Source organism: Nocardia sp. NRRL S-836 (assembly GCF_001279525.1).
In the GTDB taxonomy this organism is placed as follows: Bacteria; Actinomycetota; Actinomycetes; order Mycobacteriales; family Pseudonocardiaceae; genus Lentzea.
The window spans coordinates 61,228-83,242 of record NZ_LGDY01000099.1; the positions used below are offsets into that span (position 1 = coordinate 61,228).

Sequence of the window (22,015 nt, forward strand, 5' to 3'; positions counted from 1 at the left end):
AGAGACGTGCGCAAACCCGATACCCAGACCGAGAAGAACGTCACGGGCGAGCCCGCGAAGCTGCGGTCGACCGGTCAGATCACGACGAGCAACCAGCCGCCGGCGAAGGTCACCTGGCCGGAGGCGGCAACGTCCGAGGTCGCTGCTTCCACCGACCTCCGCCAGGCGGTCGGCTCGCCGGTCAGGGTCGGCAAGGCGGACGCGACCCCGGTGCGGGTCGAGACGTTCGGCCAGGACACGTCCGCGAAGGTCGGCGTGGCCGGCGTTGTGCTGAAGGTGTCCGATAAGGCCGGCAAGTCGCCCGGCAAGACGTCGATCGAGCTGGACTACTCGGGCTTCGACCACGCGTACGGCGGTGACTACGGTTCGCGCCTGCGCTTGGTGCGACTGCCGGAATGCGCCCTGACCACACCGGACAGGGCCGAGTGCCGGACGCGCACGCCGGTGTCGACGCGCAACGACGCGAAGTCGAAGAAGCTGACGGCCACCGACGTCGTCTCCGCATCCGGCGCGATGGTCCTGGCGGCGGAGGCCGCGGCCAGTGGTGCCGGCGGTTCGTTCCAGGCGACCACGTTGTCCCCCGCCGGAAGCTGGTCGGCGGGTGGTTCGAGCGGTGACTTCAACTACAGCTACCCGATCAAGCTGCCGGGTTCGGTCGGCGGAAACGCGCCGCAGGTCGCGCTCGGGTACTCGTCGGGCGGTGTCGACGGGCGCACGAGTGCGACCAACAACCAGGCGTCGTCGGTCGGTGACGGCTGGGACCTGAGCGCCGGCGGGTTCATCGAGCGCCGCTACAAGAGCTGCGGCGACGACCTCAACCCGGCGATCGGGCAGCAGAGGACGGCGGACCTGTGCTGGGCCACCGACAACGCCACCATCCAGCTCGCCGGCATCTCGTCGGAGCTGGTGCGGATCCCGAACACGGAACTGTGGCGGCCCAAGAACGACGACGGTTCGAAGATCGAGCGGCTCAACCGCGTCCCGGTCGCCGGTGGTGACGACAACGGCGAGTACTGGAAGGTCACGACGCCGGACGGCACCCAGTACTTCCTCGGGTCGCGTGAGGCCGAGTCGACGTGGACCGTGCCGGTGTTCGGCAACCACGCCGATGAGCCCTGCTGGGTGCGGGACAAACCGTTCAAAGACCTGTCGTGCCGCCAGGCGTGGCGGTGGAACGTCGACTACGTGGTGGACCCGAGGGGCAACGTCACGCGGTTCTACTACCAGGTCGAGAAGAACCGGTACGGCCGCAACCTGGACGCGGCGGACAGCGTGGACTACGACCGCGCAGGGCGACTGCAACGGATCGACCACGGCCTGCACGACTCGGACGAGAACGGCTCGGCTCCCGGGCGGATCGAGTTCCAGTACTCGGAGCGTTGTGTCCCCTCGGACACGTTCGACTGTCAACCGGGCAAGATGAACAAGGACAACGCGAAGCAGTGGCCGGACGTGCCCTTCGACCAGATCTGTGCGCCGGGCGCGCGGTGCGAGAACCAGTACTCGCCGACCTTCTTCTCGCAGCTGCGACTGACGAAGATCGTCACCAAGGTGCGCAAGGAGAACGTCGCCGCCGAGTGGCGTGACGTCGACCAGTGGGAGCTGGACCAGAACTACCCGCCCTCGAACGACGGTCTCGACCCGGCGCTGTGGCTCAACAGCATCAAGCACACCGGCCTGGTGGGTGAGGCGAAGTCGCTGCCGGCGACGAAGTTCGAGCGCATCACCCTGGCCAACCGGGTCGACGCCGACCAGTACCCGCCGTTGCTGCGCGGCCGGATCAAGCGCGTTCAGCACGAAGCGGGCGGCATCACGGAGGTCGAGTACACCGGCGCGGACTGCGTGCCGGGGCAGCGCATGCCCAGTGAGGAGACCGCGCGCCTCAACACGCTGAGGTGCTTCCCGTCCTACTGGACGCCCGAAGGCGCTGTGAAGCCGCAGCTGCACTGGTTCCACAAGTACGTGGTGCGTGCCGTGGTCGCGGACGACCGGGTGCGTGAGCTCAGCGAGCAGACCAAGGTCTACTACGAGTACGAGAGCATCGGCGACGCCCCGCTGTGGCACTACGACGAGAACGACTTCGCCGACGCGAAGTACCGCACGTGGTCGCAGTGGCGTGGCTACAACAAGGTCCGCACCATCTCTGGTGACGTCAACGAGCCAGACCGGCCGGTCACCGAGAAGATCTACCTGCGTGGCATGGGCACCTGGGTCGAGTACGACGGTGAGCGGATCGAGGACATCGAGCGGCTCAAGGGCTTCGAGTGGAAGACGATCGTCAAGAACGGCGACGTGGTGCACTCGAAGACCACCAGCACACCGTGGACGTCACCGGTGGCCACCGCCGTGAACGGTGACGACAAGGCACTGCTGCTGAACACCGCGAGCGTGACCACCAAGATCGCTCTCGACGGTGAGCGCTGGCGGACCAAGCGGGCGAGCACGACGTTCGACAACGTCCACGGCCGCGCCTTGAAGGTCCAGGACGAGGGCGACATCGACGTCACCGGCGACGAACGGTGCACGGTCACCACCTACGCGTCCAACGAGGCCGCGTGGATGTGGAACTACGCCAGCCGGATCCTCGTCTACGCCGCGAAGTGCGACGTCGCGGCGACCGCGGACAACACCGTCAGCGACACGATCTCGGCGTACGACGGCAAGCCGTTCGGTGAGGCGCCGACCAAGGGACTCGTGACCACCGCGTCGCGCTGGAACGGCGAGCGCACGAGCACGCCTGAGTACCAGGTGGTCACCACCACCGAGTACGACGTCTACGGCAGGGTCAAGAAGACCGCCGACGCCGCGCTCGGCGAGACGACCACCTCGCACGAGCCCGCGTTCGGCTTCCCGGTGCGCAAGGTGACCACCACCAACGCCATGGGTCACACCTCGACCGTCGAGTACGACCCGGCGCTCGGGTTGCCGACCGCGCAGGTCGGCGCGAACGGCGAGCGGATCGACGCCAAGTACGACGCGCTCGGCCGGTTGACCCACACCTGGCTGCCGCACCGGGAGCGGGACCTGTCCGCGAACGCGGTGTACGAGTACGTCGACGACGAGTCGACCGCGACCGTCGTCGAGGTGTCGAAGAGCCTGCGTGACACCGACGAGGGTTACAACGTCTCGTACAAGATCTTCGACGGCCTGCTGCGACCCCGCCAGACCCAGACACCGGACGGTGAGCAGAAGACCGGAGAGCTCGGCCGGGTCATCACGGACACGTTCTACGACTCACGCGGCCTGGTGACCAAGACCAACAACGCGTTCTTCAACAACAAGGCCCCGGACGGCAAGTTGCTCGTCGTGCTGGACGCCCAGGTGCCCAACCAGGAGCTCACCAGGTACGACAAGCTGTCCCGCCCGGTGAGCGTCGCCTTCCACCGCTTCGGCACACCTCAGTGGAAGACGACCACGGCCTACGCGGGTGACCGCGTGCACGTGACGCCGCCGCCCGGACAGACGCCGACGACCGTCGTCACCGACGCCCACGGCCGTGAGATCGAACGGATCCAGCACGACGGTGAGCGCGCCGACAGCACGAAGTCGACGTACAACTTCAAGGGCCAGCTGGAGCGGGTCACCGACGCCGCGGGCAACAGGTGGTCCTACAAGTACGACCTGCTCGGCCGTAAGTGGCAGGAGACCGACCCGGACCGGGGCACGACGACGGTCGAGTACAACAACCTCGACCAGGTGGTGAAGACGGCCGACAACGAGAACAGGTCGGTGACGTTCCGGTACGACCAGCTCGGCCGCAAGACCGAGATGCTCTCCGGCACCACCACGCTCGCGAAGTGGGCCTACGACACCAAGAAGAAGGGCCTGCTCGACTCCGCCACCAGGTACTCCGGTGGCCAGGCCTACGTGCAGCGGATCACCCGGTACGACGCGTTCAGCCGCGTCCGCGAGTCCGAGGTCGAGATCCCCGCGACCGAAGGAGCGCTGGGCCGGATCTACCGGTTCGAGCGCAACTACACGCCGGTCAGCGGCGTCCCGCTCTCCGTGCAGTCGCCGGCCGCCGGTGGCCTGGCCGCGGAACGGGTGACCACGACCTACGACAACATGGGCGCACCGATCAAGACCGGTGGCTTGACCACCTACGTCGGTGGCCACGTCTACTCGAAGTTCGGCGAGACGCTGCGGCTGACCCTCGGCAATGACCAGAGCTCCGACCAGTTGTGGCTGACCAACTACTTCGAGGAGGGCAGCCGGCGGCTCGAACAGTCCATCGTGGACCGTTCGCGTGACACCGACTACCGGGTCAGCAACCGCAAGTACTCCTACGACACCGGCGGCAACATCACCAGGATCGCCGACGAGCCGAGCGACGCCACGGCACAGGACACGCAGTGCTTCCGCTACGACAACCTGCGCAGGCTGACGAAGGCGTTCACGCCCGCAGGAGGTGACTGCGCCACCGCCGCTGTCGGCGGTGTGGCGCCGTACCAGCACGAGTACGAGTACGACAAGATCGGCAACCGCACGCTGGAACGCACGACCACCTCAACCGGCGTGGTCAACCGCAAGTACAACTACGACCCCGAGAACCAGCCGCACGTGGTCCGCTCGATCGACGAGACGGGCCCGTCCGGCACCGCCCGCGACGAGTTCGGTTACGACAAGACGGGCAACACCAGCACCCGCAAGGTGGCCGGCAACACCCAGACGATCCACTACGACGTCGAGGGCCGCACGTCCAAGGTGGTGGAGGCATCCGGCAAGGAGTCGTCGTACCTGTACGACGCCGACGGCGGCCGCCTGATCAAGCGCGAAGCCGGCCGCACGACGTTGTACCTGCCCGAAGGCATGGAGCTGGTCAAGGACGACGCGACCAACACCGTCTCGGGCAAGCGCTACTACACCCACGGCGGCGCCGTGGTGGCGGTGCGGCACTCAACTGGCCGGCTTTCCTACGAGATCAGCGACCACCAGGGCACGCCGACCGTCTCCGTGAAGGCGTCGGACCTGACGTACCAGCGCCAGTACTTCGACCCGTTCGGCAAGGCCCGCGGCCCCAACGGCGGCTCGTGGCCCGACGACAAGGGCTTCGTCGGCGGCACCCGCGACACCACCGGCCTGACCCACCTCGGTGCCCGCGAGTACGACCCGGCGACCGGCCGCTTCCTGTCCGACGACCCGATCATGAACACGGCCAACCCGCAGCAGGTCAACGGCTACTCGTACAGCAACAACAACCCGGTGAACTTCAGCGACCCGTCAGGTATGTACCTGGAGGGTGGCTCCGACGGCAATGGCCACAACTGGGGCATCGACAAAGAACGCAACATCATCATCGGCAACCCGCCGGAGGACAGGGAGCACGGTCTCGCACGGGCGTATCCGATTGCCTACAAGAAGCACCAGAGAGCACGCGCCGCGCACAACGCGGCACAGCAGGCTCGTTATGACGCCGCGGGTGGCAAGGACAAGTACGAGGAGTACCTGCGCGAGACCAACAACTCGCAGTCGTGGTGGTCCGTCGTGGTCGCGGAGCTGCCTGACCTGTTGATGGACCTGACGGGGATCAACGACGTCAAGGACTGCTTTACGTCGTTCGACTTGCTGGCGTGCGTGAGTCTGGTGCCGGCGGCGAAAGCTTTGAAGCTCCTGCAAGCGGGGGAGCGGATCGTCCGGGCGATCATGAAGGCGAACCGGATCGTGGACAAGATCCGGGACGCGTGGGCGCGGCTGCGGAAGGTCGAGGAGAAGGCGGAGGAGGTCGCGGAGGCGGCGGCCGAGGCCTTGGCCGTGCCGAACTGCCCGACCAGCAACAGCTTTGTGCCAGGCACGCGGGTGTTGATGGCTGATGGGTCGTCAAAGCCGATCGAGGAGATAGAGCTTGGGGATCGGGTTCTCGCCACGGATCCGAAGACTGGGACGAGCCGCGGGCAGGACGTTGTTCGAACCATCGTCGGTGACGGTTCGAAGAACCTCGTCGAGATCACGGTCGACGGGCAGGACGAGAAGATCGTCGCCACCGACGGGCACCCGTTCTGGTTGCCGGAGCTCAAGAAATGGGTGCGAGCCGACAAGATCGTCGCTGGTGCGTTGCTGCAGACCTCCGCAGGTGCACAGGTGCAGGTCGTCCAGGTGTGGAAGTGGACCGCTCAGCGGCGGGTTCATAACCTGACGGTCAGCGGTGAGCACACCTATTACGTGATTGCTGGGCCTGTATCGGTCTTGACGCATAACTGCGGAAAAGCCGTGAGTGAGAACGACGCCGGAGCATACAGTGATCTAAGTCCCGGTAAGGTGGGTGATGGCCTGGAGGCGCACCACATGCCCCAAGCCGCAATGCTCTTCACCAGTAGGGCCGACGGGGGAGCAATCGTCATCAAGGCTGAAGATCACGCTCTTACGAGAACGTACAAGGGTCGCGGGCGTGCGACCAAGGCTGCGGAGATGGGCCTGTCATTTCGCACCGTTCTTGCGCGTGACATTCGAGACTTGCGCCTGATCGGTGAGAAGCAGTACGGCGATCCGAGCTACTTCAACAAGGGGATTAGAGGGCTTTTGGATTACTATCGACAGACAGGGAAGATCTAGCTGATGAGGCGTGGCGGTGGCGTGAACTGGCTGATCGATTACCAGTTCGCGCCACCGCCACGTTGTGCTGCTCGGTGCTGTAGCGGGAGGGCTGATACGCTGTGCAAATGGATCCGGACAACCTGAAATCAATCCTCGACGAACAAACTGGAATCGCTGAACTGTTGGCGGAGGCTTTTGAGTTCGATGTTTCGAGAGGCGGTGATCCTGGTGACTTCGAGATATCTTCAGGCGTTGAAATGCGTAAGCTGGCGGGCGATTTCTCTGGGGGAACATTTCTCGCCTGTGGTCCGGTGTGGAGTGACTGTCCCGTTCTTTATGTCAGTTCGGAAGGACAAGCGGGGATGATTGCGCGCAACATCAAGGATGCCTTGGAGATCCTAATCCTGTTGCCGTGCTGGCATGACTGCCTCTCCTTCTCGAGGGGTGGAAACATGGAAACAATGAAAGTCACTGCTGCGTACTCCCTGCGTGATTTAAACGCGCGAAATCCAGGGGTGGAAGATGCGCAAATTCGGGCTGTTCGAGCCTTTTCGCTGAATATGCCGGAAGTTACCTCCCTGGTGGCTCGCCTGCATGCTGCCGTCTCTAGCACGTGGCCTGGCTACGTGATCTCTGATGTAGACGGCGAGTATGAGAGCTTGTTCGGGCAGTTCGGTCCTGAACGAAACCCAAAATGGGAGTAGTGTTTAACGCGGCGAAGTCAGCGCTTCAGATGCCGCCTCGGCCTCAACTGCCGCCAAGACCGTTGCCTCCCGTTCGCAGAAGGCACTGCCCCTCAGTCGCAGCCGCAGGTGAACCCATCCGCCGAGGTCGCCGAACGGCCCGCATGACCGCACCGCAACCCGCTCGTGCAACGGCTGCCGCAACTCAAGCCACCGAGCCGCCACCCGATGAGCCCGCTTGATCGCCCGTCCCTCACCCCGGTCACGGTCCAAGCTTCAGTGGCATGTCCAGTGGCGGCGAACAAGCGCCGCAAGGCTCATGTTGCACACAATAGGGCGCAGCATGCTCATTATGCCGCTGCGGGTGGCAAGGACAAGTATGAGGAGTACCTGCGCGAGGCCAGCAACTCGCACATGGGCGTTGATGGCCGGTAGGTCGTCGAAGGCGATCGAGGAGATAGAGCTCGGCGATCGCGTTCTTGCCACGGATCCGAAGGTTAGAAAGAGCCGCGAGCAGGACGTCGTTCGAACCGCATCGGCGACGGTTCAAAGAACCTCGTTGAAATCAGGGTTGAAGCCGACCCTGGCGCAAGGTCGAAACCCGAGCGATGTTTCGGTACCTGTATACGGAAGGGCATTGTGGCGTGCGGGAGGTTTGACGAGGAGCTGTGAAAACTCTAGTTTTCAACACCACGAACTCGTCCATCGGCCTCAACACGCCCACCTGTGCCAAGGGGTTGGGTGGTTGATTTGGTGAAGTCAAGAAGGTCAGGTGTGTGACATGAGTCAGAAACGAAGTGCTGCGTGGGCTCTCGCGACCCTGCTCGGTGCCGCAGTTCTGGAGATCCGGACGATGGCGTCGATGCGCAGCGCACTCCCAGGCGTGAAGTGCGACGACTACATCGGCAGGATTGGGATGCTCGCTGAGATCAACCACCAGTTCTCACCGGCTTTGGGGTTGTCGGACGAGCGGCTCCGAGAAGACACTGCAGTCAGGGCGCTCGAATGGCAATGGCAGGTCGCCTCGGCCGAAGCCCGCGCTTGGATCACTGCAGTTTTGGGGCGCGACGGGTCGTCGGTCGCGGAGTTCATCGATGTGGAGCGCATCGAGAGGGAGATGGCTCGCATGCAGAACGAGAAGCCTTGAGGTACTGGGTGCATCAGCAAGAAGCGGATGGATTCGCCTGCGCTCGGGTTGCGATCCTGGTCAGTTTTCAGGCGGTTGTGGGAAGTGACAGATCTCGCGGAGAGATCAGGAACGTGAAGCTCCGGACAAAGACCGCGGGCCGGACACGATCAACGTGTCCGGCCCGCGGCTAGTTCAAATAGCGATCAGCGCTTCGGTTGCCGCCTCAACCCCAGCTGCCGCCAGGACCGCCGCCTCCCGTTGGCGGAAGGCACCGCCCCATCAGCAACACCGGAGTCCCGCCGAGGCCGCCGAACGGCCCGCATGGCCGCACCGGCAACCCGCCCGTGCAACGGCTGCCGCAACCCCAGCCGCCGAGCCGCCACCCCGTGCGCCCGCCGAATCGCCCGACGCTCCACACCGGTGACGGTCCACGCCTCCGGGTGCTTCGACAGCCACATGTACCGCCGCACCGAGTAAGGCAGGTGCGCAAGGTACAGGACCATCGCCACGATCAACGCCACCAGCGGGAACGTGATGACCGCCGCCGCCAGCAACCCGATCAGCACCAGCAGCGGCGCGACGAAGCGCGGTGGCACCTTAACGGTCTTCACCGACAGCGTCGGGATCCGCGACACCAGCAGCAGTGCGACCACGACGGTCCACACGCCGACCGCGATCGGTGAGTTCCACCAGCCGTCGGTGCGGACCTGCTCCTCGATGATCAGCGGCAGCAGCAGCAGCAAACCGCCGGCCGGGGCCGGCACGCCCACGAAGAACTCCTTCGCGAACGGCGGTTGTTCCTTCTCCAGCAGGGTGTTGAAGCGGGCCAGCCGGACCACCATGCACACCGCGAAGATCAGCGCGATGACCCAGCCGGCGCGGTTGCCCTCGAACTTCCACAGGTAGATGGCCAGCGCCGGGGCCACGCCGAAGGAGATGGCGTCGGCCAGCGAGTCCAGCTCCGCGCCCATCTTCGACGTGGCGTCGAGCATGCGCGCGATGCGGCCGTCGAGGCCGTCGAAGATCGCGGCGGCCGCGATGGAGGCGATGGCCGCGCCCCACATGCCGACGTTCGCGAAGTGCACCGCGGACAGGCCGGCGCACATGGCGAGGACCGTGATCGCGTTCGGCAGCAGGCGAACGCCGGGCCCGCTGGGAGCCATCAGGCCTCCGGGAGCTCAGCGAGGACGGTCTCCCCGCCGATGGTGCGCTGGCCGGCCTCGACCAGGACGCGGGAGCCGCGCGGGACGTAGGTGTCCACGCGGGAACCGAAGCGGATCAGGCCGTAGGTCTGGCCGCGGTCGACCTTCTCGCCGTCGGCGACGTGGCAGACGATGCGGCGCGCGACCAGGCCGGCGATCTGCACGAACACCAGGTCGTGTCCCTCGGTCGTGCGCATCCACACCGTGTTGCGCTCGTTCTCCTCGGACGCCTTGTCCAGGTCCGCCGAGAGGAACTTGCCGGGGTGGTAGGAGACCTGCACGACCTCGCCGTCGGCCGGGATGCGCTGCACGTGCACGTCGAAGACCGACAGGAACACGCTCACGCGCGTCATCGGCTGGTCGCCGAGCCCGAGCTCCGCGGGCGGCACGGTGTCGACGACGTGCGAGACGGTGCCGTCGGCGGGCGCGATCGCGATGTTCGGGCGGGTCGGCGTGACGCGCTTCGGCTCGCGGAAGAACCAGGCCACCCACGCCGTGAGCACGGCGCCGACGACGCCGAGACGCTTGTTGAAGCGGCGCAGGACGAAGGTCAGAACCGCCGCGCCGGCCACGAACGGGCGGCCGGCCGGGTTCATCGGCGGAACGATGCCGCGCGCGAGTTCGAGGAAGTGGGAGACGGGCTTTTCGCTGCTCATCGTGGTGTGGGATTCCGTAGCTTCCGTGGATGTCGGGCGGCAACACGCTACGCCAACACGCCAAACCGCCCACATGGACTGCCGAGAACGCAAGTGGCCGGTGAACCCGTGCATCCCCCGACGAATGCACGGGCCCACCGGCGCGCGCCAACCAGTGTAATCCCGGTCACACGACGTCAACAACGCCGCCCTGTGAGCGTTCCGTCACAGTCCGTCCACGCCGATCGCGCGCAGCCGGACCCGCAGCTCGACCACCCGCGCGGGGTCCCGCACCGCGGGTGCCACGAGATCATCCGGGTAGACCGCAGCTCCGTCGGCCAGCCGCAGCGTGAACCCCCCGCCCCAGTTGAGTTCCAGCACGGCCCGCCCGGCCGTCACGAGCTGGTCGGCCACCGCGCAGGCGAGCAGTTCCGTCACACTCTCGACGGCCGCCTCGTGCACCTGCTCCGCGGTCAGCGACGCGTCCACCGGCCGCCCCGTCAACCGGTGCAGCCCGCCCTGCTCCAGGCACGTCAGCACGCCCGCCAGCGTCGTGCCGGCCTTGCTCACCCGCCCCGCGTGCCACAGCGCCGCCGCGTACCGCCGCACCAGCACCGGCCCGGCCAGCGGCGCGAGCTCCTCCCACGTGATCGGCGGCCCCTGCACCTCCAGCAACCCGGCCACGGCCTCGTCCGGCGTACCGTCCAGCAGCTCCCACGCCGGCCGCCCGTCCACGGGCACCGCATCCGCCGCCGCTCGCCCGGTCGCCGCCACCGGCCCCGCCGCGTCGTCGTCCGCCACCGCCGGTCCGGCCACGCGATCACCGACCGGCCCCGCCGCCCGCTGATCCGCAGCTCGCGCCGCACGCCCCCCGGACCCGGCCGCGCCCATCGCCGCCATCGCCGCCACCCGCTCCCGCACCGGCGGGTGGCTGTCGAACACCGACGCCGACTCCCGCTCGGCCATCACCGGCTCCAGCGCCCGCAGGTCGTGCACCCGCCGCGGGTGCGCCAGGTACGCCCGGAACCCCGCCAGCAGCGGCGGCGTCCGTCCCGCGACCACCGCGAGCGCCACGTACCACCGCAGGTAGTCCTCCCAGGCCACCGCGACCGGCCCGCTGCGCAGCAACGCCCGCCGCGCCGCCTCCTGCCCGGCCGCGGCCACGGCCACCTCGTCGGCGAACCGCTCGTGGTCGCGGCTCTCCGCCGCCACGACCAGCGAGTACAGCCGCGCCCACCCGTACAGCAGCCGCATGAAGTCGCCCTGGCGCACGGCCAGCTCCAGCGCGAGCTTCGCCCGGAACCGCACCGCCGACTCGCGCGTGTGCCCGCCGCCGTAGTGGCCCAGCTCGTGCGCCAGCACCGACCGCAGCTCGCCGACCGACATCCCGGCCACCAGCGGCACCCCGAGCTCCAGGTACCGGGTCCCGCGCCGTTCCCACACGCGCGCGTTCACGTCGGGCACCAGCCGGAGGTCGTCGGGCGAGCGCGTCCCGGCGATCCCGGCCAGCTCGTCGACGTGCCGCCACAGCCGCGGGTGCGTGGCGCGCGTCATCGGCACCCCGCTCGGCTCCGGCCGCGCGAACACCGCCCGCACCACCGCCCACAGCAGCGGGAACAGGATCGCGGCCGCGAAGCAGCCGACCCAGCCGCCGCCCTGGAAGTCGCCGATCCGGAACCGCCAGACCGAGACCGCGACCAGGAACGCCGTGAGCGCCAGGCCCAGCACGAAGAACCCGACCAGCAACACCAGTGCGAGCGCCGACCTCACGACCCGTCCCCCCAGACCTCTCGGCCGCCTAGTGCAGGTGCCTGACGACGACCTCGTCGCCCGCCGCCAGCTCGGTGACGTCCTCCGGCACCTCGATCAGGCAGTTCGACAACGCCAGCGCCGACAACAGGTGCGACCCCGGCCCGCCGACGGGCGTCACGACCTCCCCGGACGCCGGGTCGTAGGCACCGCGCCGGAACTGCGTCCTGCCCGCGGGCGACGTCAGCGGCGACGACACCCGCGCCCGGCTGGTCGGCCGCTCGGCCTGCGGGTGCCCCATCGCCGCGAGCAGCGCGGGCCGCACGAACACCTCGAACGACACCTGCGCGCTCACCGGGTTGCCCGGCAGCGTCAGCACCGGCACGCCCTCGTACGTCCCGGCGCCCTGCGGCCCGCCCGGCTGCATCGCGACCTTCGTGAACCGCACGTCGTGGCCGGCCAGCGCGTCCTTGACCACCTCGTACGCGCCCGCGCTGACCCCGCCGGAGGTCATGATCACGTCCACCGACGACAGGTGCGGCGCCAGCGCCCGGTGGAACGCCTCCACGTCGTCCGGCACGAACTTCAGCCGCACCGCGACACCGCCCGCGTCCCGCACCGACGCGGCCAGCATCATGCCGTTCGACTCGTAGATCTGGCCCGGCTGCAACGGCTGTCCCGGCTCCACCAGCTCCGAGCCCGTCGACAGCACCAGCACCCGCGGCCGGCGGCGCACCGGCAGCTCGGGGATGCCCAGCGCCGAGGCGAGCCCCAGCTGGGCCGGCCGCAGCACCGTGCCCGCGACCAGCACCGGGTCGCCCTCGCGCACGTCGTCGCCCGCGACGCGGATGTTCGTGCCGGGGGAGACGGTCGCGTTCAGCGTCACCTGCTCGGTGCCCGCGTCGGTCAGCTCGACCTGGATCACCGCGTCCGCACCGGGCGGCACCGGCGCGCCGGTCATGATCCGGTGCACGGTGCCGGGCTCCAGCGGGCGCACGTCCACCCGGCCCGCCGGGATGTCGTCGGCCACCGGCAGGCGGACCGGGACCTCGGCCAGGTCGGCGGCGTGCACGGCGTACCCGTCCATCGCGGAGTTGTCGAACGGGGGCAGGGAGACGGGCGCGATCACGTCCGCGGCGAGCACCAGCCCGAGGCACTCCTCGAGTGGCAGGTGCACGACCGGCATCTGCCCGACGAGCGAGGCGACGCGCTGGCGGTGTTCGGCGACAGTGGTGGGGGACACGACTGCATACTGCCAATGTCGTAGTGGTCGTGACGATCTCCCGGCCCAGTTCAACCCCTGGGGGTGCACACGGTGCAGGTCCGTACCCGGCACACACCGAACTTCGGCGTGGCGAGACTGGTGCTCGCACCCGCGGAGCTGGTGCTGGTCGAGGCGCAGTCGGTGCTGGCCACGAGCTACGGCCTCGCGTTCGAGCCCAAGAGCGGCACCGTCGCGCTGTGCACCGCCGGAGCCGAGGGCGGCTGGGTCGACGTCGCGGCGGTGCTGCCCGGTGAGCTGCACACCGTCGAGCTCGACGGCAAGACCGGCTGGTGCATCTCGCGGCTGGGGTGGCTCGCGTCCGGCAGCGCCGTGCTGATGAACCCGGACGCGCCGCCGTTGAAGGCGCTCTTCGGCGGCGGAGAAGGATTTCTCAACTACGCACATGGTCAGGGAACTGTCCTTCTCGGCTGCACCGGCGCACTCGACCTCGTGACCCTCGGCGAGGGAGAAGCGGTCACCATCGACAGCGACCACGTGCTGGCGTTCGCGGACACCGTGCAATGCCGGCTGCGCGCGTTGGCGCCCGAGGGCGGGCAGAACATTCGCTCCGGTGAGGGCCTGGTGTTCGACTTCGCCGGTCCCGGCGCCGTGCTCACCCAGACCCGCGGGCCCCGCCGCCTCACCACCTGGTTGCGCGCCAACGGAGTCAGCCCGCGTTCATGACTCCGTAAGGAGGTATCCGCGTGACATTTCTTCTTTTAGCGTTGCGTTCTGCTTGTGTGACCTGAAGGAGGACGCCTTGGCTCTCGGTACCGTCAAGTGGTTCAACTCCGAAAAGGGATACGGCTTCATCGCAACCGACGGCGGGCCCGACGTGTTCGTGCACTACTCGGCGATCCAGATGGAAGGCTTCCGGACGCTCTCCGAAGGCGACCGGGTCGAGTTCGAGGTGCAGGCCGGACGGGACGGGCGCAGCCAGGCGTCGGACGTGCGGAAGCCCTGACGCCGGCCGGGCGAACCGGTTCAGTCACAGCTTTGACCAACCCGGAGCAGCACGATCTGGGCGGGCGTTAGGCTGCCTCGCGTGTCGGAGGACCTGAGCGGGCGGCGGATCGCGCACTACCGGATCGACGGTGTGCTGGGTCGTGGTGGCATGAGCGTGACCTACCGGGCCACGGACGTGAGACTGGGCCGCAAGGTCGCGCTCAAGGTCATCGGCGAGCACCTCGCGCCCGACGCGGAGTTCCGCGAGCGGTTCGTCGACGAGGCGCGCAACACCTCCGCCATCGACCACGCGAACATCGTGCCGCTGTACGACTTCGACGAGGTCGACGGCCTGCTCTACATCGCCATGCGGCTCGTGGACGGCCAGGACCTCGCCGGCCACATCAAGGAGGGGCCGCTCACCCCGGCCCGCACGCTGACGTTGCTCGCCCAGGTCGCCGAGGCGCTCGACATGCTGCACGGCAAGGGCCTCGTGCACCTCGACGTGAAGCCGGCGAACGTGCTGGTCACCACCAAGGAGGGCGTGCGCGAGCACGTCTACGTCGCCGACTTCGGCCTCACCCGCCGCGGCGCCACCGGCCACCGCACCCGAACGGGTGATTTCCTCGGTTCGCCGACCTACGCCGCCCCCGAGCACCTGCGCGGAGAGCCGGTCGACGGCCGCACCGACCAGTACGCGCTCGCCTGCATGCTCTTCGCCTGCCTGTCGGGCCGCCCGCCGTTCCAGGGCGGCGTGCAGGAGGTCATCCAGGGCCACCTCGGCCAGGCCGTGCCCCCGCTCGCGCAGCTCGCCGGCCTGCCGCCCGCCATCGACGACGTCATCCGCCGCGGCACCTCGAAGGAACCGGCCCAGCGCTTCGCCAGCTGCGCCGAGCTGATCGCCGCCGCCCGCGTCGCCCTCGCCGGGGTCGTGCAGGGCTCGAACCCGGCCGGAGCCGGGCCGCACTCCGGCTCGATCCCCGTGCAGTCGCCGATGTCGGGCCCGATGTCCGGCCCGATGTCCGGCCCCGTGTCGGGTCCGAACCCGGTGCAGCAGGGCGCCTACCAGGGCGGCGGGTACCAGCAGCAGCTCTCCGACCCGGTCCGGCTGCGGCCGCCGAACCAGGTGGGCGCGAGTGCGTTCAACACCACCTCGAAACAACGTCCCGCCTGGCTGGCGCCGGTCATCGCGGCCGCGGTCGCCATCGTGGCGATCGTCATCGTGGTGATCATCCTGTCGCCCGGCGACGAACCCGCACGTCAGCCCAAGACGAACTCCTCGCCGACGCTGAACGTGGGCGACGACCCGACCTCGCACAAGCCGCTGCCGACCTCTGTGCCGGTGCGCACGTCACGCTGAGGGTTCACGCCGGGTCGCTTGCACTCGCCGTGCCCGAGTGCTAAACACGTCTTAGCACTCGGCTCTGTCGAGTGCCAAGAAGTGAGGCTGGGAAGGTGAGGCCCCGTCACCGGGGTCGTCCGTCGCGGGCACCGAACCTGGCCAAGCGAACCGTGTTCCGCTGTGGGCGTGCGCCCGCAGTGGCCCAGAATCCACAAAGGCGGAGGAACACACCGCAATGGCCAAGATGATTGCGTTCGACGAGGAAGCCCGTCGCGGTCTCGAGCGCGGGATGAACATCCTCGCTGACGCCGTCAAGGTGACGCTCGGCCCCAAGGGTCGGAACGTCGTGCTCGAGAAGAAGTGGGGCGCGCCGACCATCACCAACGATGGCGTCTCCATCGCGAAGGAGATCGAGCTCGAGGACCCGTGGGAGAAGATCGGGGCCGAGCTCGTCAAGGAGGTCGCGAAGAAGACCGACGACGTCGCGGGTGACGGCACCACCACCGCGACGGTGCTCGCACAGGCTCTGGTCCGCGAGGGCCTGCGCAACGTGGCCGCGGGCGCGAACCCGCTCGGCCTCAAGCGCGGCATCGAGCAGGCCGTCGAGGCCATCGCCGAGCAGCTGCTGAAGAACGCCCAGGAGATCGAGACGAAGGAGCAGATCGCTGCTACCGCGTCCATCTCCGCCGCTGACCCCACGATCGGCGAGCTCATCGCCGAGGCGATGGACAAGGTCGGCAAGGAAGGCGTCATCACCGTCGAGGAGAGCAACACCCTCGGGCTCGAGCTGGAGCTCACCGAAGGTATGCGCTTCGACAAGGGCTACATCTCCGGTTACTTCGTGACCGACCCCGAGCGCCAGGAAGCGACCCTCGAGGACCCGTACATCCTGCTGTTCGGCTCCAAGATCTCCACGGTCAAGGACCTGCTCCCGCTCCTGGAGAAGGTCATGCAGTCGGGCAAGCCGCTGCTGATCATCTCCGAGGACGTCGAGGGCGAGGCCCTGGCGACCCTGGTCGTCAACAAGATCCGTGGCACCTTCAAGTCCGTCGCCGTCAAGGCGCCCGGCTTCGGTGACCGCCGCAAGGCCATCCTCCAGGACATCGCCACCCTCACCGGTGGCCAGGTCATCACCGAGGACGTCGGCCTGAAGCTGGAGAACGCCGACATCTCGCTGCTGGGCAAGGCCCGCAAGGTCGTCGTCACCAAGGACGAGACCACCATCGTCGAGGGCTCGGGCGACGCCGACCAGATCCAGGGTCGCGTCAACCAGATCCGCGCCGAGATCGAGAAGTCGGACTCCGACTACGACCGCGAGAAGCTCCAGGAGCGCCTCGCCAAGCTCGCCGGCGGCGTGGCCGTCATCAAGGCGGGCGCGGCCACCGAGGTCGAGCTCAAGGAGCGCAAGCACCGCATCGAAGACGCGGTCCGCAACGCCAAGGCCGCCGTCGAGGAGGGCATCGTCGCCGGTGGTGGCGTCGCGCTGCTCCAGGCCGCCGAGGTCGCCTTCGCGGGCCTGAAGCTCACGGGCGACGAGGCCACCGGTGCCAACATCGTCAAGGTCGCCGTCGAGGCGCCGCTGAAGCAGATCGCCGTCAACGCCGGCCTCGAAGGCGGCGTCGTGGTCGAGCGCGTCAAGTCCCTCCCCTCGGGCGAGGGCCTGGACGCCGCGACCGGCGAGTACAAGGACCTGATCAAGGCGGGCATCATCGACCCGGCCAAGGTCACGCGCTCCGCGCTGCAGAACGCCGCGTCCATCGCCGCGCTGTTCCTGACGACCGAGGCCGTCGTCGCGGACAAGCCGGAGAAGAACGCCGCTCCGGCCGCGCCGGACGCCGGTGGCATGGACTTCTGAGTCCAGGCCGGCTGTACGGATTCACCTCGGAAGGCCCGGTTCCCGCTTCGGCGGGGCCGGGCCTTTCGGCTTTTGTGGGACCGTCGCCTTTGGTGTGCGGGGTTGGGTTCCGCGCGTTGCTTGTCGCCTTGACGCCGGGGTTGCGCAGGCAGGGGGAAGGTGGAAACGCCTCGCTTCGCTCAATGCGGCCCTACGTTGAAGTGGCGCTTGTGGTGTTTCGGTCAGTAGGCCGGGGCGGTGGTCTGCCACTGCACGCAGGTGGGGCGGGAGCCGGTTCGCTGGAACTCCAGCAACGCGTCCCGGACCTGTTCCAGCCGAATTGCGGCGTTCTGCGGGAAGCTGGTCTTGTTGTCCTTGTCGATGTACAAGGTCGGCGCGTCGTCGGCGGCTTCGTTGCCCAAGGTCACCCAGTACCCGACGTCCTCGGTCGTGCTGTCGGGATCCGGACCCACGTAGTGCAGGGCGCCGAATGCTTGGTGCGCGTCGAGTTTGAACATGCGGTCCGGGATTTCCAGCACACCGAACCTCGGCAGCTCCCGCGCGGCGATCTGCGCCGGGTGTGGCTGCGGATGGTTCGCCACGTGGGCGAGAACTCCGTCGAGTTCGGCGGCGGTGCTGACGGTGACGGGCTCATCAGCGCGGTTGTCGCCGTGGTAGTACCAGATCTCCAGCGTGTAGCTCACCGCACATCCCTTCCGCGGAACTCCCGCGACCGTACTGGATCGTGCACGGTCAACGTCTGGTCTGGCCCGAGCACGTAGGGGAGCAGCCTGGAACATGAGAGTGTCCCGTTGCACAGCTCGTTGTTGACCACCAGTTCGACGTGGTCCATTCCGCGCTGCCGCATCCGCCAGGCGACCTTCACCTCGACGTGCTTCGAGGCCTCGACGCTCGCACCTGGGCGTCCGATGCCGAGCTGGATCAGGTGATCGTTGATGCGGTCGTGCTCTTCGTCCGGTTCGCGCACCAGCGTCGCGATGGCGGCCCCGGCCTTCTCCTCCACCTGGGCGAGAACCGCGGCGACCTCCTCGAACGTCACCGGCACGCCGCCTCCTCCGCCGCGAACACGAGAGACCCGGCTCGCCGAAGCGACCCGGGCCTCTCGATGTGTGCCGGGCACGGTCCGCCAAGCACGCGGACAACGCATGTCCCGAAGTCAGAACCCCAGTGCGGGCGCGGCACGCCCCCAAGGCCAACCTGCCGCGCCATCCCCCGTGAAACGTCAGAGCATGATCGTCGGTGTCACCACTGTGCGGCCTGGTTCCCCGTGTGCGTTCACCAGGTGCACCAGGATCTGGGTGGTGCCGGCGGGCACGTCCGGCAGCACGAACCGGCCGCCGTCGTCCGCCTGGGTGCACGAGGACTTGTGGTCGGCCACCCGGACCTCGACGGTGTGCTCACCGGCCGGGACCAGCCAGCCGTCGATGCGGTGGCGGGAGCCGGTGGAGGTGAAGTTCACCATCAGGGTCAGGTTGTCGACGGTGAACGTGATCGTGCCCGTCTGGCCGCCGCGCACGCCTGCGAAGGAGCCCGCGCGTTCCCAGCGGGCGACTTCCACGTCGAGGTCTTCCAGGGCGATCGCGAACTTCACGCGGTCGACGAGGTCTGCCGGAGGGGGATCGAGTTCGTCGACCAGCCTGTTCAGTTCGGAGAGGACAGCGGTGTCCTCTAGTCCCCTGCGGTCGTCGCGCGGGTCGATCTCGTTCACCGCGATCCTCCTTCCGTGTCCAGGTAGCTGCGCAACTGGTTCAGGCACCGTCCCCTGGTCGGACCGATGCTGCCGTGGGGCATGGCGAGTGCTTCGGCGACTGCTCGGTACTCGGCGCGACCCGCGAGCACGGTGAGCCGGAGCAGTTCCTGGCACTTGGTGGTCAACCGGCCGAACGCGAGCCACAGCCTGCGGTCGCGGTCGTCCATCAGCGTCACGTCCTCTGGCAGGCCGGTGTCGGACTCGAGCTGTTCGGCGAACTCGTCCGACAGGTGGGTCTCGCGCTTGTTGGGTGTCCAGGTTCGCCGGGCTTCACGCCTGGTCGTGACGACCAGGTAGCCGACGAGGGCGCGCGGTTCCTTGATGCTGTCGATCTTGCGGAGGAAGGCGAGCCACACGGTTTGCACCACGTCCTCCGCGGCGGCCCGGTCGAGGCCCTGGCCGCGGGCGACGTGCCACACCAGCGGGGTCAGCTCGGCCACCAGCACGTCCAGTGCGTTGCGGTTGCCTTCGCGTGCGGCCGCGACGCAGACCGCATGCCGTTCGGTGCCTTCCAGCCCGTCCCACGGCGGTCGGTCATCCGCCGTGTGCAGCTCGTCCACGCAGCACCTCCGATCGGCCGCCCTGTCAGCGCCGTTCGCCAGGTCAGGAGGCGCCGACAGAGCAGTAGATACAAAATTCACTCGGTTGGCGCAGTATCACTCACAGGTCCGCCGTCGGCTTGGTCCGGGTATGCCAGCGGCCCGTGATTCCCCCTCCGCATCACGGGCCGCCATGGGCGGGAGCTCTGCGCCAGCCGGCACCCCTCGAACCGGCTGACGCGTCGCTCCACGTCTATCGCTCACTGAACAAGAGCGGCGAACTCGGGCGTGGATACACAGTCAGACGCGGGAATGCGAGAAATCGCTCCCGGATTCCCGAAAGCACATGGAATTCACCGTTATGGTCTAGACCATGCCGATTCTCGAAGTCATCGCACTGGACGCCAGGGACGCCGAAGCCGCTCAGGAGGGCGGTGCGCACCGGCTCGAACTGGTGGCGGACATGGCCGCGGACGGGCTCACGCCGTCGGTCGCCACCTTCACGGAGGTGCGCAAGGCGTGCGATCTGCCCATCAGGGTCATGTTGCGCGACCGGAACGGGTTCGCGCCGCGCGACCTCAGGGAGCTCCGCCGCACCGCCGTCGAGCTGAGGGAGGCGGGCGCGACCGAGTTCGTCCTCGGCTTCCTCGACGCGGAGGGTGAGGTCGACGAGGGCGTCACGCTCAACCTCGCCGCCGAGCTGGAGGGCTGCGCGTGGACGTTCCACCGCGCGCTCGACAACTCGAACGACGTGCGGAAGGGGTGGCGGACCGTCGCGAACCTCGGCTGCGACACCGTGCTCGCCGCCGGGCACCGCAAGGGTGTCGAAGCGGGCATGGAGGTGCTGAAAGAGCTGGTCAACGCCCAGCCGCCCACGTTGCTGGTCGGCGGCGGCCTCCAGCCCCACCACGTCGACGAGCTGCTCACGGCGGGCGTCACCGCGTTCCACGTCGGCAGCGCCGTGCGGCCGGGTGGGTGGGACGAACCGGTCGATTCGGCATCGGTTCGGCAATGGATCAACCGTCTGGTCTAGACCCTTAGCGCAGTCCGTTCTAGTCTCACGTTGCTTCCTGTGAAATGGCTGTTGCACTATATGCAATGCGGAGGGCACGATGAGGCTGAAGGCACTCGTGGCCGTGCTGGGCGTGGGCGCGGTGGTCGCCTGCGCCCCGGTGCAGTCCGGACCCACGAACACGACCGCGGACGAGCAGACCGGGCAGCTGCGGGTGCGGCTGTTCGACGAGGTCAACCGCGGGCCCAAGGAAGCGGTGGTCAAGGAGGCGATCTCCGAGTTCCAGGGCAAGCACAGCGGCGTGACCGTCGACGTGCAGTACATCCAGGTGTCGAGCCGCGCGGAACGGTTCAAGGCCGCGTTCAGCGACCAGAAGAGCGCGCCGGACGTCGCCGAGTTCGGCAACACCGACCTCGCGGGCTACGTCTCCGCCGGCGGCTTCTCCGAGCTGGACCTGAGCGGTTGGAACGAGTCCAAGGACCTGGTCCCGTCGATCCTCGACACGGCCAAGGTCGACGGCAAGACCTACGGCGTGCCGTGGTTCGTCGGCGTCCGCGCGCTGTACTACCGCACGGACGTGTTCGCCGAGCTCGGCCTCAAGCCGCCGGCCACGCTTGACGAGATCGCCACCACCGCGCGTGAGATCCGGCAGAAGAAGCCCGAGCTGATCGGTATCTCCGCCGGCGGCAAGTACCTGTTCGCCGCGCTGCCGTTCATCTGGGCCGGCGGCGGCGAGATCGCCAAGTCCGACGGCGGCAAGTTCACCGCCGCCGTCGACAGCGCCGAGGCGAAGGCCGGTGTCGCGAAGTACACCGAGCTGATCAAGGACGACATCTGCCCGCCCGCCACCTGCGCCGGCAACGGCGGTGACGCGAGCGTCGAGCAGTTCCGCGCGGGCAAGGCGGCCATGACCATCGGCGGCGACTTCAACCGCAAGTCCGTGGACGCCAGCAGTGCCGCGGGCAAGTACGCCGTGGTCCCGCTGCCCGGCAAGACCGCGGGCTCGATCGCACCCGCGTTCGCCGGCGGCAACCTGCTCGGCGTCATGAAGGGCACCCAGCGCAAGACGCTCGCGAACGAGTTCACGCAGCTGCTCGCGTCGAAGAAGTACCAGCAGAAGATGTACACGGCGATGGGCAACCTGCCGACGTTCACCGACGTGCAGAAGCAGGTCGCTGACGCCGACAAGTTCCTGGAGCCGTTCACCAAGACGCTGCAGGCCGGCACGAAGTTCGTCCCCGTCACCCCGGCGTGGGCGAAGATCGAGGCGCAGACCGTGCTGCCGACGATGATCCAGGAGGTCGTCACCGGCGCGAAGAACGTCGACACGGCCACCGCCGACGCCGCCAAGACGATGAACGCGGCCTTCACGTCGTGAG

General features: G+C 68.0%; 17 protein-coding genes. 9 read left to right on the forward strand and 8 right to left on the reverse strand.

Going from position 1 to position 22,015, the window contains the following annotated elements; all coding sequences use genetic code 11:
• Positions 1–6 precede the first annotated feature (6 nt).
• From ADL03_RS19710 to ADL03_RS19715, 3 genes are all read left to right on the forward strand, one after another.
• Positions 7–6,549, forward strand: a complete 6,543-nt coding sequence (locus ADL03_RS19710) for an RHS repeat-associated core domain-containing protein (protein WP_197288473.1) — start codon at positions 7–9, stop codon at positions 6,547–6,549.
• 107 nt (positions 6,550–6,656) lie between these two features.
• Entirely contained in the window at positions 6,657–7,235 is a 579-nt protein-coding gene (locus ADL03_RS47205) for a hypothetical protein (protein ID WP_157528956.1), read from the forward strand.
• A 760-nt stretch (positions 7,236–7,995) separates the two neighbouring features.
• A complete protein-coding gene (locus ADL03_RS19715; RefSeq protein WP_053734966.1) occupies positions 7,996–8,361 on the forward strand; it encodes a hypothetical protein in 366 nt (121 codons plus the stop codon).
• 185 nt (positions 8,362–8,546) lie between these two features.
• Here the strand turns inward: ADL03_RS19715 and pssA are convergent, their stop codons facing one another.
• From pssA to glp, 4 genes are all read right to left on the reverse strand, one after another.
• Entirely contained in the window at positions 8,547–9,506 is a 960-nt protein-coding gene (gene pssA / locus ADL03_RS19720; RefSeq protein ID WP_157528958.1) for a CDP-diacylglycerol--serine O-phosphatidyltransferase, read from the reverse strand.
• Positions 9,506–10,201: a phosphatidylserine decarboxylase gene (locus tag ADL03_RS19725; RefSeq protein ID WP_053734968.1), complete on the reverse strand. Its 696-nt coding sequence runs from the start codon at positions 10,199–10,201 to the stop codon at positions 9,506–9,508. Before ADL03_RS19725 ends, pssA begins: the two co-directional genes overlap by 1 nt.
• A 204-nt stretch (positions 10,202–10,405) precedes the next feature.
• Positions 10,406–11,950 carry a M48 family metallopeptidase gene (locus ADL03_RS50500; RefSeq protein ID WP_053734969.1) on the reverse strand — a complete coding sequence of 515 codons (1,545 nt, stop codon included), beginning with the start codon at positions 11,948–11,950 and terminating at the stop codon, positions 10,406–10,408.
• Between the two features lie 28 nt (positions 11,951–11,978).
• A complete protein-coding gene (gene glp / locus ADL03_RS19735) occupies positions 11,979–13,172 on the reverse strand; it encodes a gephyrin-like molybdotransferase Glp (RefSeq protein WP_304438804.1) in 1,194 nt (397 codons plus the stop codon).
• Positions 13,173–13,244: 72 nt separating this feature from the next.
• Between glp and ADL03_RS19740 the strand changes: the two genes are divergently transcribed.
• The 4 genes from ADL03_RS19740 (at position 13,245) to groL (ending at position 17,335) form a co-directional block, all read left to right on the forward strand.
• Positions 13,245–13,877 (forward strand): AIM24 family protein, encoded by a 633-nt coding sequence (locus ADL03_RS19740; RefSeq protein WP_053734997.1) that lies wholly within the window; start codon positions 13,245–13,247, stop codon positions 13,875–13,877.
• A gap of 76 nt (positions 13,878–13,953) precedes the next feature.
• On the forward strand, positions 13,954–14,157 hold the full coding sequence (locus ADL03_RS19745; protein ID WP_053734970.1) for a cold-shock protein: 204 nt from the start codon (positions 13,954–13,956) through the stop codon (positions 14,155–14,157).
• 81 nt (positions 14,158–14,238) lie between these two features.
• Entirely contained in the window at positions 14,239–15,498 is a 1,260-nt protein-coding gene (locus tag ADL03_RS19750) for a serine/threonine-protein kinase (RefSeq protein ID WP_053734971.1), read from the forward strand.
• A 217-nt stretch (positions 15,499–15,715) separates the two neighbouring features.
• Positions 15,716–17,335, forward strand: coding sequence for a chaperonin GroEL (gene groL, locus ADL03_RS19755; RefSeq protein ID WP_053734972.1), 1,620 nt, complete (start codon positions 15,716–15,718; stop codon positions 17,333–17,335).
• A gap of 221 nt (positions 17,336–17,556) precedes the next feature.
• Here the strand turns inward: groL and ADL03_RS19760 are convergent, their stop codons facing one another.
• The 4 genes from ADL03_RS19760 to ADL03_RS19775 all read right to left on the reverse strand — a co-directional run bounded on the left by ADL03_RS19760 (position 17,557) and on the right by ADL03_RS19775 (position 19,645).
• Positions 17,557–18,018, reverse strand: a complete 462-nt coding sequence (locus ADL03_RS19760) for an Imm1 family immunity protein (RefSeq protein ID WP_053734973.1) — start codon at positions 18,016–18,018, stop codon at positions 17,557–17,559.
• Positions 18,015–18,380 (reverse strand): DddA-like double-stranded DNA deaminase toxin, encoded by a 366-nt coding sequence (locus tag ADL03_RS19765; protein ID WP_053734974.1) that lies wholly within the window; start codon positions 18,378–18,380, stop codon positions 18,015–18,017. Before ADL03_RS19765 ends, ADL03_RS19760 begins: the two co-directional genes overlap by 4 nt.
• 177 nt (positions 18,381–18,557) lie before the next feature.
• Positions 18,558–19,043 (reverse strand): carboxypeptidase regulatory-like domain-containing protein, encoded by a 486-nt coding sequence (locus ADL03_RS19770; protein WP_157528960.1) that lies wholly within the window; start codon positions 19,041–19,043, stop codon positions 18,558–18,560.
• Positions 19,040–19,645, reverse strand: a complete 606-nt coding sequence (locus ADL03_RS19775) for an RNA polymerase sigma factor (protein ID WP_053734975.1) — start codon at positions 19,643–19,645, stop codon at positions 19,040–19,042. Before ADL03_RS19775 ends, ADL03_RS19770 begins: the two co-directional genes overlap by 4 nt.
• Positions 19,646–19,997: 352 nt before the next feature.
• Here ADL03_RS19775 and ADL03_RS19780 point away from each other — a divergent pair, with 352 nt between their 5' ends.
• A complete protein-coding gene (locus tag ADL03_RS19780; protein WP_053734976.1) occupies positions 19,998–20,657 on the forward strand; it encodes a copper homeostasis protein CutC in 660 nt (219 codons plus the stop codon).
• A 79-nt stretch (positions 20,658–20,736) separates the two neighbouring features.
• A complete protein-coding gene (locus ADL03_RS19785; protein WP_053734977.1) occupies positions 20,737–22,014 on the forward strand; it encodes an extracellular solute-binding protein in 1,278 nt (425 codons plus the stop codon).
• Position 22,015 lies beyond the last annotated feature (1 nt).

Coding starts and splice junctions, on each gene's coding strand:
- ADL03_RS47205 (WP_157528956.1), top strand. CDS start 6,657: ATGGATCCGGACAACCTGAAATCAATCCTCGACGAACAAACTGGAATC.
- ADL03_RS19715 (WP_053734966.1), top strand. CDS start 7,996: ATGAGTCAGAAACGAAGTGCTGCGTGGGCTCTCGCGACCCTGCTCGGT.
- pssA (WP_157528958.1), bottom strand. CDS start 9,506: ATGGCTCCCAGCGGGCCCGGCGTTCGCCTGCTGCCGAACGCGATCACG.
- ADL03_RS19725 (WP_053734968.1), bottom strand. CDS start 10,201: ATGAGCAGCGAAAAGCCCGTCTCCCACTTCCTCGAACTCGCGCGCGGC.
- groL (WP_053734972.1), top strand. CDS start 15,716: ATGGCCAAGATGATTGCGTTCGACGAGGAAGCCCGTCGCGGTCTCGAG.
- ADL03_RS19780 (WP_053734976.1), top strand. CDS start 19,998: ATGCCGATTCTCGAAGTCATCGCACTGGACGCCAGGGACGCCGAAGCC.
- ADL03_RS19785 (WP_053734977.1), top strand. CDS start 20,737: ATGAGGCTGAAGGCACTCGTGGCCGTGCTGGGCGTGGGCGCGGTGGTC.